At 62.2% G+C, this 16,913-nt stretch carries 13 protein-coding genes; 6 read left to right on the forward strand and 7 right to left on the reverse strand.

Features of this window, described 5'->3' with window-relative positions; translation table 11 throughout:
- Positions 1-166: 166 nt before the first annotated feature.
- Positions 167-1,027, reverse strand: a complete 861-nt coding sequence (locus tag J5J06_03530; protein ID MCO6436138.1) for a class I SAM-dependent methyltransferase — start codon at positions 1,025-1,027, stop codon at positions 167-169.
- A gap of 175 nt (positions 1,028-1,202) precedes the next feature.
- On the opposite strand from J5J06_03530, the gene J5J06_03535 reads away from it, so the two are divergent.
- Positions 1,203-1,430: a hypothetical protein gene (locus J5J06_03535; protein MCO6436139.1), complete on the forward strand. Its 228-nt coding sequence runs from the start codon at positions 1,203-1,205 to the stop codon at positions 1,428-1,430.
- Here the strand turns inward: J5J06_03535 and J5J06_03540 are convergent.
- A complete protein-coding gene (locus J5J06_03540) occupies positions 1,368-1,622 on the reverse strand; it encodes a transposase (protein MCO6436140.1) in 255 nt (84 codons plus the stop codon). The two genes, J5J06_03535 and J5J06_03540, sit on opposite strands and share 63 nt — an antisense overlap.
- A gap of 139 nt (positions 1,623-1,761) precedes the next feature.
- Between J5J06_03540 and J5J06_03545 the strand changes: the two genes are divergently transcribed.
- Together J5J06_03545 and J5J06_03550 are read left to right on the forward strand one after the other, a co-directional pair.
- On the forward strand, positions 1,762-3,345 hold the full coding sequence (locus J5J06_03545; protein ID MCO6436141.1) for an NHL repeat-containing protein: 1,584 nt from the start codon (positions 1,762-1,764) through the stop codon (positions 3,343-3,345).
- A 29-nt stretch (positions 3,346-3,374) separates the two neighbouring features.
- A complete protein-coding gene (locus J5J06_03550; protein ID MCO6436142.1) occupies positions 3,375-4,331 on the forward strand; it encodes a type II secretion system protein in 957 nt (318 codons plus the stop codon).
- A 54-nt stretch (positions 4,332-4,385) separates the two neighbouring features.
- Here the strand turns inward: J5J06_03550 and J5J06_03555 are convergent, their stop codons facing one another.
- Complete coding sequence (locus J5J06_03555; protein MCO6436143.1) at positions 4,386-5,786, reverse strand: aminopeptidase P family protein; 1,401 nt, start codon at positions 5,784-5,786, stop codon at positions 4,386-4,388.
- 169 nt (positions 5,787-5,955) lie between these two features.
- Positions 5,956-7,335 (reverse strand): VanZ family protein, encoded by a 1,380-nt coding sequence (locus J5J06_03560; GenBank protein ID MCO6436144.1) that lies wholly within the window; start codon positions 7,333-7,335, stop codon positions 5,956-5,958.
- A 309-nt stretch (positions 7,336-7,644) separates the two neighbouring features.
- On the opposite strand from J5J06_03560, the gene J5J06_03565 reads away from it, so the two are divergent.
- Both J5J06_03565 and J5J06_03570 read left to right on the forward strand, forming a co-directional pair.
- The gene (locus J5J06_03565; protein MCO6436145.1) at positions 7,645-8,670 is read left to right on the forward strand and encodes a zinc-binding dehydrogenase; all 1,026 of its coding nucleotides are present in this window, start codon (positions 7,645-7,647) and stop codon (positions 8,668-8,670) included.
- Between the two features lie 291 nt (positions 8,671-8,961).
- Positions 8,962-10,056: a redoxin domain-containing protein gene (locus tag J5J06_03570; protein ID MCO6436146.1), complete on the forward strand. Its 1,095-nt coding sequence runs from the start codon at positions 8,962-8,964 to the stop codon at positions 10,054-10,056.
- Here the strand turns inward: J5J06_03570 and J5J06_03575 are convergent.
- Both J5J06_03575 and J5J06_03580 read right to left on the reverse strand, forming a co-directional pair.
- Complete coding sequence (locus J5J06_03575; GenBank protein MCO6436147.1) at positions 10,053-11,726, reverse strand: tetratricopeptide repeat protein; 1,674 nt, start codon at positions 11,724-11,726, stop codon at positions 10,053-10,055. The two genes, J5J06_03570 and J5J06_03575, sit on opposite strands and share 4 nt — an antisense overlap.
- 14 nt (positions 11,727-11,740) lie before the next feature.
- The gene (locus J5J06_03580) at positions 11,741-12,925 is read right to left on the reverse strand and encodes a tetratricopeptide repeat protein (GenBank protein ID MCO6436148.1); all 1,185 of its coding nucleotides are present in this window, start codon (positions 12,923-12,925) and stop codon (positions 11,741-11,743) included.
- 297 nt (positions 12,926-13,222) lie between these two features.
- On the opposite strand from J5J06_03580, the gene J5J06_03585 reads away from it, so the two are divergent.
- Positions 13,223-14,692, forward strand: a complete 1,470-nt coding sequence (locus tag J5J06_03585; protein MCO6436149.1) for an AMP-binding protein — start codon at positions 13,223-13,225, stop codon at positions 14,690-14,692.
- A gap of 15 nt (positions 14,693-14,707) precedes the next feature.
- Here the strand turns inward: J5J06_03585 and J5J06_03590 are convergent, their stop codons facing one another.
- Positions 14,708-16,816 carry an elongation factor G gene (locus J5J06_03590; protein ID MCO6436150.1) on the reverse strand — a complete coding sequence of 703 codons (2,109 nt, stop codon included), beginning with the start codon at positions 16,814-16,816 and terminating at the stop codon, positions 14,708-14,710.
- Positions 16,817-16,913 lie beyond the last annotated feature (97 nt).

A 16,913-nucleotide genomic window follows, 5' to 3' on the forward strand; every position in this document is an offset into this window, starting at 1 on the left:
TTGGTCAATAATGGGCGCATCGCAGCGCGAAGGCTTGTGAAATCGGAGGAACGATCTACTTTCCGTCTTGGGTAGTCGCGTCGCCTTGTATTTGCGTTTTCGACAAAAAGATCGAAGAACACGCACGCTCACGTGTAACTCGTCCAATGGACGGGCCAAACTTTCGTCAGAGCTTTCGCAATGTAGGGTGCACAGTCCCTGGAATGTCAAAGACGATCGGAGTCGCTCTCTCCTTTACGTAGAGGTTGGTCTGATTCTCCTTGAAGAAAGGAAACTGCCGGTAGAACCATCTTCCCATCAACTTACGCAACGACCGTTTGCGCTCACACTCTCCAAGGCTGAAGTAATAAGACTTGTGCTTCCGAAATCCCAATGGCTCTAAAATCGATCGAATTTCCGCCATAGTGTATTCTCGCCAATGTCCGTTTGCTACAAGCTCATGATTCGCGTCGAGCTGATCAAAGAACTCGTCGATTTTTAACCCGATGGGCCTACCAAGAGCCATATTTATACGGTTCCGAATCTGTGCTCCATTGGGAAGCGCGATGTAGAGTAACCCGTCATTCCGCAATACCCTGTTAACCTCCTTGAAAAGGGGAAGCGGGTTAAAGTTAAGATGCTCCAATACCTCGCACATTATTACGCAGTCCATGGATTCACTCGGAAGACTAATCACGTAGTCCCGAAGATTCATCTGGTGAATCGCTACATTGTGTTGAGAAAAGCGTTGCTGCTGAGCTGAAAGGCCCATGTATTCAGGGACATCCGAGGCCGTGACTCGATAACCGAGTCGTGCAAGTGCTATGGCCACGACGCCAAAAAATGCGCCAATTTCGAAAATACTCTTATCTCTCGACTTGCCAAAGAAGGCGTCCACATCCTGAAGCGTTCGTAAGTATTCGTGGCGGTGTTTACTTATGTAGCTCGAATTGCCCGTGTGGCCGCCGTCCCTGACTACGAGGTCAAAACCTCGAAATTGTCGCTCGACGTCGACCAGCACGCTTTCGTACTCCTTCTCAAAGTTCATTTAATTCTCCACTCGCATTAAGTATTCCAACTGCACCCGCATCACCTGTGCCTGGCGACGACATCCAATGCTCAAGACAACCAGTCGCCCTCCCATCCAACGTCTCTCCAATGACCGTCGTCCGGCAATGCCGCCGAACCTCCTAATCGTTATCGCACCCATTTCGAGCATCCACATGCAAGATCAGCCTCTGTGCGCCGAACGCCCGCGGCAGCGCAAGGCGGCGCAGGAAGTTTCCCAGATTGCACGCCAGCGCGAAGAGTTGCGACTGGACTTGGTTGTCCACGAAGTCCCAGCAGCTCAGGCGCGTCTACTTTACGGCGTTCTTGCCCTCTTTGATCTACCGCTCGGCCGTGCCGCGCCCGTTATGGAACCGCACTATGCCACCTGCTGCATGCCGTAGGTTCGTCAAGATGAAGCCCACCCGGAGAAACAGGTCAGCCGCGTGCCACTCGGGCTTCGCCACCACGGGCCGGGGCGTGTTCCAACTGGCCGCCTCGTACAGCAAGTCGCGATACCTGATGATCGGCGTTGGAGCGGAGACCCCGTGGGCGTCCAGCGGTTCAGAGCAGAATAGTCCGTAGAATTCAGGCATTCGCCAAGTCCCGATCCGGCAACATCCGCGCAGGTGACGGGAATTCTCAACCTCGAACCGCGTGCTTGCCGTTGCATCAGCGGTTAGAATATCGGCCGTTTGGTGAGGATCGGGCAAGGAAAGGCCGGAGAACGGGGTGATGGCGGACGATCGGGGGACGGGGGGAAACGCGCTCGTCGGGCGATCGGCGGGGCGGATTGCCGGGGCGCGGGAGCGTCGCCCGCTCAATGGGGTCCGTCGGGCACGGGCGGCGGTGATGGTGCATCTGCTCATCGCGGCGATCGTGCCGGCGGCGTGTTTGCGGCCCTGCCTGGCGGAGCCCTTCGATACGACCGCGGACGCCGTGCTCGGCCAAGGCTCGTTTACCGTCAATGATCCGAACGCGCCGTCGGGGACGGCGAATGCGGCGAACATGGCGCCGTCCAGCGCGGCGGGTATGGCGATTGGACCGGACGGCCGGGTGTACGTCGCCGATGCGGAGAACAACCGCGTGTTGAGCTGGCCTGACGCGGAAGCCGTGCTCAGCGGCGCGGCGGCCGACCTCGTCGTCGGCCAGCCGGATTTCGTCAGCGGCGATCCCAATCGCGGATCGACGACGGCGCGTGCGGACGGGTTCTACTACCCGCAGGGCGTGGACGTGGATGAATCCGGCAACCTGTGGGTGACGGACGCGTTCAACAGCCGCGTGCTGAAGTTCAACAACCCCGTGACGGACGACGGCGTGGCGGACCTGGTCATCGGCCAGCCGGACTTCACCAGCGATCTCGGCAACTTCGGCGTTTTTGAAGACTCCGCGAGTGCGGACAGCATCCTGTTTCCGGGTCGGGTGCTGGTGCGCGGCGGGGATGTCTACGTGGCGGACTCGGGCAACAGCCGCGTGCTGCACTACAGCAATCCCACGCAGAACAAGCCGTTCGCAGACGTCGTCTTCGGGCAGCTGGATGACTTCACACGGCTGGTGAAGAATATCGCGGAGGGCGCGGCATGCGTAAACGGGGCGGATACGCCGTGCGGCCCCCCTACTGCCGACAATCTGTACAACCCCATCGGCCTGGCGCTGGACGCGGATGGCAATCTCTACATCGCCGACTGGAACAACCATCGGGTGCTGCGCTTTGATGATCCTCTGAACACGGACACGACAGCCGACGCCGTGTACGGGCAGGCGGATTTCGCAGGCGGATCGGCGAACGCGGGCGGGCCGGATGAGGGGCTGCATCTGCCGATCGATCTGGCGATTGACCCGCTGGGTCGGCTGCTCGTGGCGGACTCGGGCAACAACCGCGTTGTGGTGTTTCGCAGGCCGTTGGAGTGGCCGTCGCTGCCGGGATTTGTCTTTGGACAATTCAGTGAACTCAACTCGAATGGCGAGAACCACGGGCTGGGTCCGTTCATGACGGACGCAGGCGGGCTGTTCGGGCCCACAGGCGTCGATACGGATTCTGCGGCCAACGTATACGTTCTGGACACGGGCAACAATCGGGCGCTGCGGTTCGATCGCCCCATGCGCGGCGAGGCGCCGACTGACTTTAACGGTGATGACGTGGCGGACCTGGCCGACGTCGCAGTGTGGATGAACTGCTTCTCGGGAGCGGACGTGGCGGCGGGCGAGTGCCAATACGCTGACGTTGATGGAGACGGTGCAGTCGACTTGGTTGACGGAATCGGGGTGATGAATTGCTTGTCCGGGCCGGCAGTACCGGCGGATCGGCAGTGCCCGTGATAACGACCCAGCGGAGCGGGGGAAAGGCGATGCAAACGGGGAACCGAGGAATTCGGTATTCGATTCCCCTGGATCATCGGGAGAGGCGACGGCATCGGGGTTTCACACTTCTCGAGCTCCTCGTGGTCATCGGCATCATTGGTTTGCTGATGGCCATTCTGCTTCCGGCGCTATCCTCGGCGCGCAAGCAGGCCAAAGCCGTTCTTTGCCGGGCACAGCTCCGGTCGCTCATGACCGCGATTCAAACCTACGCGTCGCAGAACAGCGGCGCGGTGGTGCCCTCGTACAACATGCACGGTGTGAGCGTGGGCGTTTTGAATCCGCTGGACGGCTGGGGTCCGATCCTGGACGCCGGGCTTTACATCACGGGCAACGGCTCGCTCAAGGATAACCCGTTCGTATGCCCGGAGACTTTGGACGTGGAGGGCATGGCCGGCACGCAGACGGGCACCAACCGGGAGCATCCGAAGGGCTACATGGACTGGCCGGCAGTGCTGACGCTGTCCAAAAACTATTCGAAGACACTTCCGGAGCGCGGCTTCGACCGGATCATTCGCGTGGGTTATTGGATCAACGGCGACAATCCCATCGGCCCGCGGCGCCCGTTCACGCCGGGCATTCACTTCACGGGTTCGGTGGGATACGGCCCGGATCCGTTCGGCAGGGTCCTGAAGACGCAGCGATTCGAAGAGTTCCAGACGCCGGGCCGACTCATTGCGCTCGCGGACGGACTTTATTCCGGAAACCAGGAAAAGACGCGACTCGGAGATCGTGACTCGCGGATTGGCTACCGTCATCCGGGACGTGTGGGCCGGGCCAACGTGGCACTGGCCGACGGTCACGTGGACGCCATCGAAGGCGATGCGTTCCCTCGGAAAATGGACACGGGAATGCCGCTGGAGGAAATCAGGCGGGAGAACCTCGGGACGGGTCCCACGGTCTACAGTGATCCGGTTCGATTCCTGGCAGAAGTGAAAGAACCATAATCCACGTCGCTGCGCGAGAGATCGTTCAGGAACACCCTGCCCAGGAACCTTGGGCTATCCCCGGCCGACTTCCTCACATACGGCTTCAGGGTCCTTGGGAAGCCGTGCCGTAAGCACTTCGGGGGCCTGATCCGGCCCGCGCACGGCGACGGTATCCTCGATGCGGATGCCGCCGAAACCATCGCGCAAAAGTGCGTCAACCGAGCGACGATTCACGGCGTCGGCAAACGGGCGGACGAGGTCATCCTGCTGCCAGAGGGCAGGGACGAGGTAGATGCCCGGTTCGATGGTGACGACATGTCCCGGCTCGAGGTCGCGATCCAGACGGAGGAACTTGCTTCCGAATGGTCTGGGTCGCTCCCGGCCCGCGGCGTACCCGGCGAGATCGCCGAAGTCCTCCATGTCGTGCACGTCCAGGCCGACAAGGTGCCCAAGCCCGTGCGTGAAGAACAACGTGTGCGCTCCGCGCTTGGCGAGTTCGCCCGGATTCCCCTTGAGGATCTCGGCTTCGACCAACCCCTCGCAGAGCAGGCGGGCGGCAAGTTCGTGAATGTCGCGATAGCGCCGCCCCGGGATGCAGGCCTCGACCGCTTCCCTCTGGGCGCGAAGCACGGTGTCGTAGAGCTGGCGCTGGATGGGTGTGAACGCCCCGCTGACGGGGTAGGTGCGCGTAATGTCGGAAGCGTAGCAACCGGGCTCCTCGGCACCGGCGTCGGCGAGCAGGAGTTGGCCGTCGCTCAGCGTAGCGGTCAGGTCACCGCCGTGCAGTACTTCGCCGTGTACCGTAATGATGGGCGGGAAAGCCGGCTGGGCGCGGTGAGCGATGTAGACCGCATGCAACGCCGCGGCGACATCGGCTTCGGTCCGGCCGTGGGCGCAGGTGTGCATCGCCGCAAGCTGCGCTTCGACGCTGATGTCGGCGGCGCGGCGCATGGCGGTTAGCTCATGGGCGTCCTTGATCAGGCGCATGTCGATGATCGCCAGCTTCTCTTCCGGCGTGGTCTCGTCGATGCCCAGGGCGGCCATGCGATCGAGCGACGCGCGGCACGGCACGGCAATGCCAGCCGACTTGCGGTTGTGCACCAGGGACTCCAGTCGATCCGGTTCCACCAGTGACGACTTGCCGACACCCGCCGCGGCTGCGATTTCATCGTCCGAGGGTAATTCCCCGAACCAGACGGCCAATTCCACGCCGGCCTCGGGACGAAGCAGCGTACTGCCGCGATCGCCATCGCTGCCCGGCTCGATGAACCACGCGGCGCCTTCGATGGGGGGACCACCGAAATAAAGATAGTTGCTGGCCGCGCGGAATGGGTAATGGTTGTCGGGATAGTTCCGAGAGCGGCTGTAGCCGGCGAAGATCACCAGCGGTCGTTGCAACAGCTTGGCCAACTTTGCGCGGCGTTTTCGGAAGACTTCGGCCGGTGCGGTCATGTCGAAGCGTGCTGCGGACATCTGCCGGACTCCGTCAATATGTTTGCATGGTAGATGCTATTGGATGAAGCATACCGCCGGACAGAGGTGCCGAAAAGGGCAGCACACCGGAATGGAGTTTCGGGTCGCACTGAAATGACGGCCAGAGGGTCGCGGAGCCAATCAGCAGCTCCGAGTCTCCGCGGCGCGATCAGATCATCGGCGATGCTGCGGCCGCGGGCATCGCCCGGCGGCCGACCGCGCCGATGGCGATCGTCGTGCTCAATGCCAGGATGGCGACGGAGGGATCGGGCGTGCGGCCGGGTACGATAGTTTGAAGGGACTCGAGCACCAGCGCGGCCATCGTTACCACGGCGACCGTTTTGGCCCAGGGATAGCGCGCGTGGATGCGTACAAGCACCATGCCGAGCACGAGTGCAAACGTCCCGAATGAAAGGATCACTCCGGCGATCTCCAAAGCGGCGCTGACTGCCGGTTCTCGCCACAACGCATAAAAGGGAATAAAGTTCACCACTCTGTTCGCGACGACGGCACCCTCGACCGGGGACAGCGCAAAGACCACAAGCCGATAGGGCTGATACAGCAACAGGAGCATCAGCAACCCTGTCGGCGCGCGATGCACGTTGTACCGTTGGGACAGACGATTCTGACCGCACACGACATACGCGGCTGCGGCGGCTCCGATTACGGACGCGGGGACACGAACGACGATCGCCGACACCTCGAATACATGCGACCTCGTGAAGAGCTGGAGGAATTCGATCAGAACGGCGAGTATCAGGCCGTGCTGGATACTCCAGAGAACGGCCGATTGCGGCGTTCGGCCGGTTTCCCTGCAAGCCAAGACAACAATGTAGGCCAGGACAGCAAACCAGACGGCGCCGTCCAACTCGGGTACCAGGAGTGAAACCAAACGGGACATGCTCGTCACAGGAAGTTGAGGAATCACCGACCAGTGGGCGTGCAAAAAAGACTCGGCTATGCCGGAGGTTCGCAGTACGAAGTCGAACGGGGCGAGGTTCCAGAGGAGCAACCCGACACTCAGCACGACGGCTGTGCTCGCCATGGGACGACGTTTGAGGTGCTCGGGCAAGCGCCCATCATCCCGCCGGGAGAATTCCCGTACGACCAAGGCGATCGTCGCGCCAACGGCGCCTCCCATCGCGTTCAGGAACACATCAACCCAGGACGGAACGCGGGCGGGAACGAAAGCCTGAAGGCACTCGAGCGTGAGGCTCAAGAGGACCGCCAGCGAGACGACGCACAACAGGACAGGTACCCTGCCGCAGCGAGCCTCGTGCCGGCGCAGAGCCAGTCCTCCAAAGAACCCCAGCGGGACATACACGAGCACGTTGACGACGAGGTCTTCAAGGGTTGGGCGATGCAGGCTGAGCGGCGTCAGGTTGCCGCGCCATAGCCCTTCCGCGTGGCCATAATCGAATTGAAGCGGCAAGAGCGAACCGTAGATCAGCAGGACCATTGTGCCCAGAGCCAGTGCGATCGCCCATCGACGCTGCACAGGCCGTTGGGCCGCGCTCTCCCGAGGGACAATCAGACTACCGGAAACCATCGTGACGGAATCTCCTTCCGCCACACATTTGGCAAGTGCGATGTTCAGCCAGGACCGGGGTCGGGCGGATGGGCGGCAATTGTGTCGAAACCGGAGTCCAGTCCGATATAATGCAGCCTCGGACAATCAAAGAACGCAGCCGGCGCAGAGATTGACCGCATCCGCCGTCCGATTCGGGTGGGGCGTCGAATGCGGTTTGAATCGGCAGGATGCTTTAGGGCAACGTGGCGTTGATCTCGGCGGTCGATGCAGGCGGTTGCCCGACGTCGACCGGAAGGGAATCGACACCGCAGGCCAGGAACGGGAATCATGAAAGCAGCAGTCATTCACGAATTCGGCAAGCCTGACGTGTTCCGCTACGAGGATGTGCCCGACCCGAAGCCCGGCGAGGGCGAGGCGGTCGTGCGCGTCGCGGCCTGTGGAATCAATCGCTACGACCTGTACCTGCGAATGGGGGCGATTTTTCAGGACATCGCGTTTCCCCACGTGATGGGAGCCGATGTAGCCGGAACCATCGTATCGCTCGGGCCCGACGCCGGACCGTGGCAAGCCGGAGATGCCGTCGTTGTGGCACCGGGATACCCGATCGATCCCGTGGACTGGGGCGTCGAGCCGGAAAACGCGGCTCCGAGTTTCGAAGTGACTGGAACCCACACCTGGGGTGGAAACGCCGAGTACATTCGCGTGCCAACGCGATTCCTCCTCCGCAATGACACCGGACTCCCGTCGGAAGAGGTGGCCGCGATGCCGCTCGTTCTGATGACCGCGATGAACGCCGTCGAACGTTTGGGGCGAGTGACCGCGGACATGCACGTCCTGGTGCAGGCGGGCGCGTCCGGGAGCGGAAACGCATGCGTGCAGGTCGCCGCCGCTCTGGGAGCGCGCGTTGCTGCAACGGTGGGCTCGGACGAGAAAATCGAGATCTGCCGCCAATCGGGCGCCGAACTGGTTATCAACTACCGCCGGAAGAACTTCGCAGATGAGGTACTGGACTGGACGGACGGCGTTGGTGTGGACGTCGTGATCGACAACGTCGGCGCCAGCGTTTTCGAGGACAACCTGCGTTCGCTGCGGACCGGCGGGAAACTGGTCAACTTCGGGCTGGTCGGCGGGATGAAAACCGAGCTTGATATCCGCCAGTTGTTCTTTCGCCAGCACCAGATCATCGGCTCATTTATGGGAAGCATGGAAGGGCTGCGGCGAGCGTTGGACCTGATGCGCGATCGCAAGATCCGCGCCTTCGTCGATCGTCGGTATCCGCTCGAGGAGGCCGCCGAGGCCCATCGTTACATTGAATCACGGGCGGTTCAGGGCAAAGTCGTGCTGATCCCCTGAGACGGGAACGACCGCTGCAGTCCGGCCGCCGATGTGCCCATCGCACGACGGACGGTCGGCCATTCGGCGGTAGTTGCGCCTTCGTGACGACATTTGCGGGTCGCCTCTTGGGGATAGCTTGACGGTCACGCTGCCGATTTGCCAAGATGGAGGATCGGCAAGGGGTGGAGAATCGCCCGTATTGCGTGCTGCGACCGCGAAACGGCGGCATGCAACGCAACAAGGACGACCAAGAAAGGTAGCGTCATGGTAAGCGGCAAGTGCATTTTTCCGTCAGGTGATACGAAAGTAATGAGTCTTCGCGGCAGGACATTGCTGTGCGTCGTCATTGCGAATCTCGTCATGGCCTTCGGCGCGGTGACCCGCGCCGACCAGCGCCAGCCGGTCGAGCTTCCCCCCTCGGCCACGGAAGGGACGGTGGTGAGGCTCCTGCAAGAGCTGGACAGTCAGGTCCCGGAGGACCTCAGCGACGAGGAACGAGCAGCGGAAATCACGCGGCGCAACTGGCGGAAAGTCGATCTGACCGATGCATTTCTCAAGCGCTGGCCCTACGCTGCGCAGCGTAACGACGTGCTGATGATCAAGCTTGCCGCCCTGGCCGAACTCGCTCCGGAAGATGAATCCGCCCTGGACGCGCTCATTGAGCTGACGACAAAGATCGCGACGAACGAACCCAGTCCGAAGTTGGATGCGGAAAACGCCTTCTACGGATTGCGCGCTTATGAACTGGATTCGCTTCGAAAGAAGACGCCGGAGAGTGAGCGGGAACGGGGCCTGATCGCCCGGTACGAGGCCTATTTGCGCGAATACCCGGCCTCCAATCGGAATCCGGAGATCTACGCGGCGCTCATCAAGACGCAGATCGATTCCGGGGATCTCGCGGGCGCTGGACAGTCGCTGGGGCGGTTCGGGGAGAAAGTGGGTCCCACACCGGAGGTCATTGACGCTCAGGAGTCCTTACTCAAGGCACTGGGCCTCAACAAGCCGTTCTACGGCGAGTTTGTCACGTCCTCAGGAGAGACGATCCGCACGTCGGATCTCGAGGGAAACGCGATCGTCATGCACTTCTGGTCGGCCGATGTCTCCAAATCGCTGGGGGATACCCCTCGTATGCTGCGGATTTTCACGTGGTACTTTCAGCACAACCTGAAAGTCCTGGGCATATCCGTCGACAGAGACCGCAAGAAGATCGATAACGCGATGAAGTCGTTCAAGACGCCGTTCCCCCAGTGCGTGAAGATCAACAAGGTAACCATCGACGGCATCGATGTCCCCATCGTTGCGCCGACGTTCCTGGTCGTGGACGTTGCGGGGAAGCTCCAAGCCTCGGGCAGGAACGCGGAATTGGAGCGCTTCGCGGAGAGCCTTTCCCAGCGCCGTCCCTAGGCACCGGGTCCCGGGCTGACCGGCCCGGTTTCGCTCTGCATTTCAAGAAATCGCCAGGTCGCCTGGGCTCGGTCGACGAGTCCCATGTCATCCAGGCACAACGCCAGATTGGCCAGAATATCCTGACGGGAGGGATTGTCGGACAGGGCGCATTCGAACCGTTCGGCGGCCATCTGGAATTGGTGGCGATCGGCGTACAGCAGGCCCAGTTGGTAATGAAGTTCCACAGACTCCGTATCGATTGACAGTGCGCGTCGAAAGGCCTCGATCGCCCCGTCCGTATCACCAAGATCCCGGCGGACCATTCCCAGCTTGATCAAGGCCTTGAGGTAGTGGGGATTGATCAGAACCGCCTTCTCGAGCTCCACCTCCGCGCCGCGCAGGTCGCGACCGTAGCGGAGCAGAAGTCCGAGGCGATAACGCAGGTCGGCATGGTGAGGATGCCGAGCGACCGCCGCGCGAAGCACGTCGATCTGTCGCTGGACCATGTCCACGACATCGTCGGCCGGATCGGACTCGTCGCCGGCGGCCATGCCCTCCGGGGAGAGATAGTGTTGCTCCCGTCGCGCCGCCGAAACGGACAGGTACATCCGGGCCGTCTCGCCGAACAGCATGGTGCTGTTGGGCTCGACTTCCGCGGCGGATTCAAAGCTGGCTTTTGCAGCCTCGTCACGTCCGGCGGCGCGCTGCGCGATGGCCAGTCCGACATACGCCGTGAGCAGGCGATCGTTGACCTCGATGGCCCTGCTGAACGCCTGCGCGGCCCCCTCGTAATTGCCGCCCCGCAGATGTGTCGTCCCGAATCGCACAATGGCTTCCAGGTTGTCCGGGTGGAGTTCCATCGCGCGGTTGTACGATTCCAGCGCGGAGCCGTCGTCACCGACCGCACGGTAGAGATCGCCGAGACGCAAATGGTGGTCCGCTCGCTCGGGTCCGCGCTGGATAGCCTCCTCGAGCAAGCCGATCGCTTCCTCATACCGACCTGATTCGGCGCAGGCGGTGAGGAAATCATCCTGCGCTTCCCAGTTTCCAGGATCGCCCAGGAGGGCCAGCTGGAACTGACAGATGGCATCTTCGTAGCGCTCGGCCCGGAGATACAAATTCGCCAGGTTGAGCCCCAGGGCGCTGTCATCGGGACAAAGGGTGCAAATGGCCTCGTAATGGGGAATGGCGGCTTCGACGTTGTCAAGACGAATATGGATGGCCGCAAGGCGCTCGTGCGCGGCAATCAGCTCGTCATCCAGATCGATGGCGGCGGTGTAGGAGGCCATCGCCTCGCTCGTCTCGCCCAGTTTCTCCTGGCAGAAGCCGAGTGCAAACCAGGTCGAAGACTGCTGTTCGTGTCTCTCGAGAACGGTCTGGAGGTGTTCGGCTGCGTCGCGCGTCAGCCCGAGTTCGTCCAGCGTGCACGCCAGCCCGATCCGGGAAACGCGGTCGAAAGGCTCGATGTCCAAGGCAGCGTTGAAGACCTCCCGGGCGGGTCCAAGCTCTCGGGCCGCCAGTCGGCGAAGGGCCAGGCGACGAAGGTCGTCGATCGGCAGCGCTCCATGTTCGCTCCGGGCTTCAAGCTGCGCGACGGCGGCGGCACCGGTTTCGCACAGCAGGTCGCCGAATGCCGTGCGGATTCCATCAGGCAACCCGCGACCGAGTATCTCTAGCAGGCAGGACATGGTTCCTTCTTCACTCAGGCGGTAAGCGCCGCCAAAGCCTCCCGGGCGTCACGGTAGTTCGCGTTAATGGAAAGTGCCCTGGCATATGCGTTTCGGGCGTTTTCCTCCTGCCCGGCATCGCGATAAAGATTGCCCAGCAAATAATAGACGTCGGCGTACTCCGCGCCGGCCGCGAGCGCCTCCTTCAACCTTGCGACGGCGTCGTCGGCACGGTTCGTTTTCTCGTAGAGACGCCCCAGCTCAATCAGTGCGCGCGTGAACCGCGGATTCAACGCAACGGCGCGCTCGTGCGCCTCGATGGCTTCCGGCTCGCGGCCCAGACGCCGGAGCACCTGGGCGCAATGGAAGTGCAGCTCGGCGTGCTCGGGCTGGCGCTCCAGCGCGCGCTCGAGCGTCTTCAGCAGGACGCTGAATACCTCCTCGTCAACGCCTTCCAGGGAGAGCGACAAGAAGGCATCCACGAACTCCGGCTCCCCGGCGGTGATCGCGGAAAGTGACTCGATCGTTCGCTCGTCATCGGTCTCCGGCGCGGGCATGGTGGCGTGGATATGTACGGGACGGCCCGCCTGCTGAACAGCGCTGGCGGCCTGAGCCAGCAGCATGGCGATTTCGGTATCGCCGGGACGAAGCTGCTGCGCACGCTGAAGGCTCGCGAGCGCCGCCTTCGGATCGTTTTGAACGCCGCGGCACATGGCCAGGCTCACCAGGGCGTCGGCGTTATCCCGGTGAATGCTCAGCACCTGCTCGAATCGAAGCGCCGCCTCCTCGTAATCGCCGAGTTCCGTCAGCAGCGTCCCCAACTGGAAATGCAGTTCGGCTGACTCGGGATCGCGAGCCACGGCGCCGCGCAGCGCGAGGATCGACTCCTCGCGCCCGCCGGATTTCCACAACGCATAGGCGTGCCGAATGACTCTGCTGTTGGACGGGGATTCTTCCTGCGGATCAGACAGGGCCTCGGCCGCGGCAGCGAACTTTCCCCGTCCCACAAGACATGCCGCTAACATTTTCGGAACCGAATCAAGCGGCGCTTCGTACGGGCGCAGCGATTGTGCGCGGCGGAAGGATGATTGCGCTTCCTCATATCGTCCCGCATTGAGTAGGCAGACGCCGCGGCGCAGCTCCCGCTCGGCGGCGAAGCAGGCGCGAAGTTCCTGTAATCTCTCGGGCGGCAATGCGCGTGTGGGTTCCGTGGCTGGCATGTCGTCGGCCTCCGGGTGCAACGCTGTTCGGCGATCGTACAAGCGGACGGGACACCCCGTAGGGGTCTATCGGCCAGGGGAAAGGGGGCGATTAGCCGCCTGACTCGATATGAGACAGTGAACAACCGTCGAGCGCCGGCCAACGTGGTTATTTTCGGTCCTTCCAGATCATTGGTGGTGGCGGGAGGCAAGCAGCAGCGCAGTGGAAGAGTCTGCAGGCCCTTGGGGCGGCTTGTGGACAAGAAGCGCCACCGCGCCTACGCTCGGCCCGTTGTGATTGTCGATCGAGGGTCGTAAATGTTGGTTGACCTGATGCTGGAAGCCGCCCGCCGGGCGCCGTCCGTCGTGGCGGTCAGCGACGGCACGCGGGCATTGACTTTTCGCGCCCTGCGCAATCTCGCTCTGGTTGTTCGGGACACGGTAGAACGGCGGACCGGCTCCGAGCGGGTGGGCGTTATTCTGCCGGCCTCCACGGCTTTTCCTGCCGCGTTAATGGGTATTCTCTGGGCGCGGCGTGTAGCCGTCCCCTTCAATTTCCTGCTGCAGCCCGACGAACTCGCGCCGATCGTGGAGGACGCCGACCTCAACCTGATCATTACCGTTCGTCATTTCGCCGAGCTTGCCGGGAAGCTGCCTGCGAAGCCGCTCTTCCTGGAAGACCTCCCCCTGAAGCGGGCGATGTTCTTCTCCTACTTTCGTCGAATTCCCCGCGCCCCGGACGTCGCAGGCGATGACACGGCCGTCCTCTTGTACACGTCGGGCACGACCGGCCTGGCCAAGGGTGTCGAACTCACCCAAGGCAATCTCCACGGCAATTGCATGGGGGCGATTGCATCACTGGAAATCGACCCTCGACAGCGTTTTCTCAACATTCTGCCGCCTTTCCATGTATTCGGGCTGACGGCCAACGTGCTGGTTCCGCTGGCGCTGACGGCGCCCGTACACGCGATCCCCCGCTTCAGCCCGGCGGCGGTGGTTCGCGCGATTCCGGCGCACGACATTACCGTCATCCTGGCCATTCCGAGCATGTACGCCGCGCTGCTGCGCATGAAATCGGCGACGCCGGAGACATTTCGCTCGGTGCGGCTGGCCATCAGCGGCGGCGAACCCTTGCCCGACGCCGTCCGACAGGCGTTCCTGGAGCGCTTTGGTGTTCCCATCCGGCAGGGCTACGGACTGACGGAGACCTCGCCGGTCGTTTCCGTGGCGATGTCCGACGAGGACGATCCGCGGTCTGTCGGGCGACCGCTTTGCAATGTCGAGGTGCGTATCGTCGATGCCGACGGGCAATTGTCGGGCGCTGGTCAGAACGGCGAGATTCAGATTCGCGGCCCCAGCGTGATGAAGAGTTACTTCCGCCGTCCCGAAGACACCCGCGCCGTCCTGAGTTCCGACGGCTGGTTTCGGACTGGCGACGTCGGCCGGCTCGATGATGCCGGTCGGCTGTACATCACCGGAAGGGCCAAGGAGATGCTCATCATCGGCGGCGAGAACGTATTCCCGCGCGAGATTGAAGCTGCCTTGGAAGCTCAGGATGGCGTCGCCCAGGTGGCGGTGATTGGCGTGCCGGACGATCTTCGCGGCGAGGCCCCCGTCGCGTTCGTGATACCGAAGCCCGGCGCAGAGCTCTCCGAAGAGAGCCTCCGGACGGCCGCGCGGAAAATCCTCGCGGGCTTCAAAGTCCCCAAGCGCATTGAAATCCGTGAAGACCTGCCCATCGGTCCGACGGGAAAAATCCTCAAGCGCAAGCTGCGCGAGCTGATTTAGAATGCTGCCGCCGGACTACTTCTTCCCGGCCACGGCACCGTCACGGTCCTTGTCCTTGCGGGCGTTGGCAATGATCTCTTCCTGGATGTTGCCCGGAGTACGACGGTAGCAGGCGAATTCCATCGAGAACGTCGCCCGGCCTTGCGTCATGGAGCGAAGCTCCGTCGAGTAACCGAACATGTTCGCCAGCGGAACTTCCGCGAGAACGATCGTGGCCGGTCCCTTGATCTCCGTCCCGGAAATGATGCCCCGCCGCGACGAAATGTCGCCGACGACGTTGCCCTGAAATTCCGTGGGGACCTCGACTTCGACCTTCATGATCGGTTCGAGAAGCGCGGGCTTGGCGCTTCGGATGGCTTCGCGGAAGGCGGCGCGGGCGCAGATCTGGAAGGCCAGGTCGGACGAGTCCACCGCGTGCGACGAGCCGTCTTCGAGAATCATCTTCACGCCGACGACTTCGAACCCGGCCAGCGGCCCTTGGGAGCGGGCCATCTGGAATCCCTTGTCGACCGACGGAATGTACTCGGTGGGAATGCGCCCGCCGGTTACCTTGTTCTCGAATTCGTATTCCTTCTCACTGTCCGGCGGAAGCGGCTCCAACCGGCCCACGACGTGGGCGTACTGTCCGGAACCACCGGTCTGCTTCTTGTGCTTGTAGTCGTACTTGGTTTCGGTCATCGGCGATTCGCGGTATTGCACCTTGGGCTGTCCGACGATGACACTCGCCTTGTACTCACGGCGCATGCGCTCAACGTAGACATCGAGATGGAGTTCGCCCATGCCCGAGAGAATCGTCTCGCCGGTCTCTTCGTCCTGGCGGACGTGGAACGTCGGATCTTCCTTGCAGAACCGGTTCAAGGCCTTGGACATGGCGTCGCGGTCGGCATTGCGCTCGGGCTTGACGGAAATGGAGATCACCGGCTCGGGGCAGTGCATGCTCTCCAGCGAGATGTTGACGTCGGGGTGACATAGTGTATCGCCCGAAACGCAGTCGATGCCCAGCACGCCGACGATGTCGCCGGCCTGGGCCGTGTCGATGTCCTCACGCTTGTTGGCGTGCAAGCGGTAGATGCGCCCGACGCGCTGGCTGTTACCGTTACGCACGATCTTGTAGAGCTTCCCGCGTTCCATCTTGCCCTGGTAAACGCGCGTATAGGTCACTTGTCCGAAGGGTTCGTCCACGATCTTGAACGCCATCGCCACGAGCGGGCCGTCGGTATCGGCGGTAATCGTCACCTCCGCCCCGTCATTGGCGTTGTCCCACGCAAAAGCCACACGATCGATGGGCGAAGGCAGGTAATGCGTGATGGCGTCCATCAACTCCTGCACACCCTTATTGTGGTAGGCGCTGCCCAGGAACACGGGGGTGATTTCACGTGCAAGCGTTGCCTGGCGCACCGATTTGATGATCTGCTCCGGCGTCGGCTCGCCGGATTCCAGCATGATCTCCATGAGCTGGTCGTCGTACAGCGACAGCGTGTCGAGCATACCGGCGCGGGCACGCGCCGCTTCTTCCTGCATGTCCTCGGGAATCGCCGCGCGGCGAACGGTCTCGCCGGATTTACCCTCGAAGTGGACGGCCTGCATACGGACCAGATCAATGACACCCTTGAGGTTGGCTTCGAGTCCGATCGGAAGCTGCATGGGCACGGCCACGTGACCGAGCTTGGTCTCCAGTTCGGAGATCACGCGGTGCGGGTCGGCACCGACGCGGTCGAGCTTGTTGATGAATGCGATGCGCGGCACACGGTAGCGACGCATCTGGCGATCGACGGTGATCGATTGCGACTGCACGCCTCCCACGGCGCAGAGCACGAGCACCGCACCGTCGAGCACGCGAAGCGAACGCTCCACTTCCACCGTGAAGTCCACGTGACCGGGCGTATCGATGATGTTGATCTGTTTCTCCCGCCATTGGATGGTCGTTGCGGCGGAGGTGATCGTGATGCCCCGCTCACGCTCGAGCTCCATGAAGTCCATGGTCGCGCCGCCGTCCTTGCCCTTGACCTCCTGCATGCGGTGAATGCGGCCGGCGTAGAACAAGATGCGCTCGGTCAGCGTCGTCTTCCCCGAGTCGATGTGTGCCGAGATGCCGATGTTGCGAACATTGCTAAGCTGCGCCATATGATTGACCGTCCTTCAGAGCTCTGCGTCCGCGCCGGGCGACATCCTTTCAGAATGCGGCGCGATTCTTGGTGCACCCGCACCAGCCCAATGATGT

It is taken from the genome of Phycisphaerae bacterium (genome assembly GCA_024102815.1).
Lineage (GTDB): Bacteria > Planctomycetota > Phycisphaerae > UBA1845 > UBA1845 > JAGFJJ01.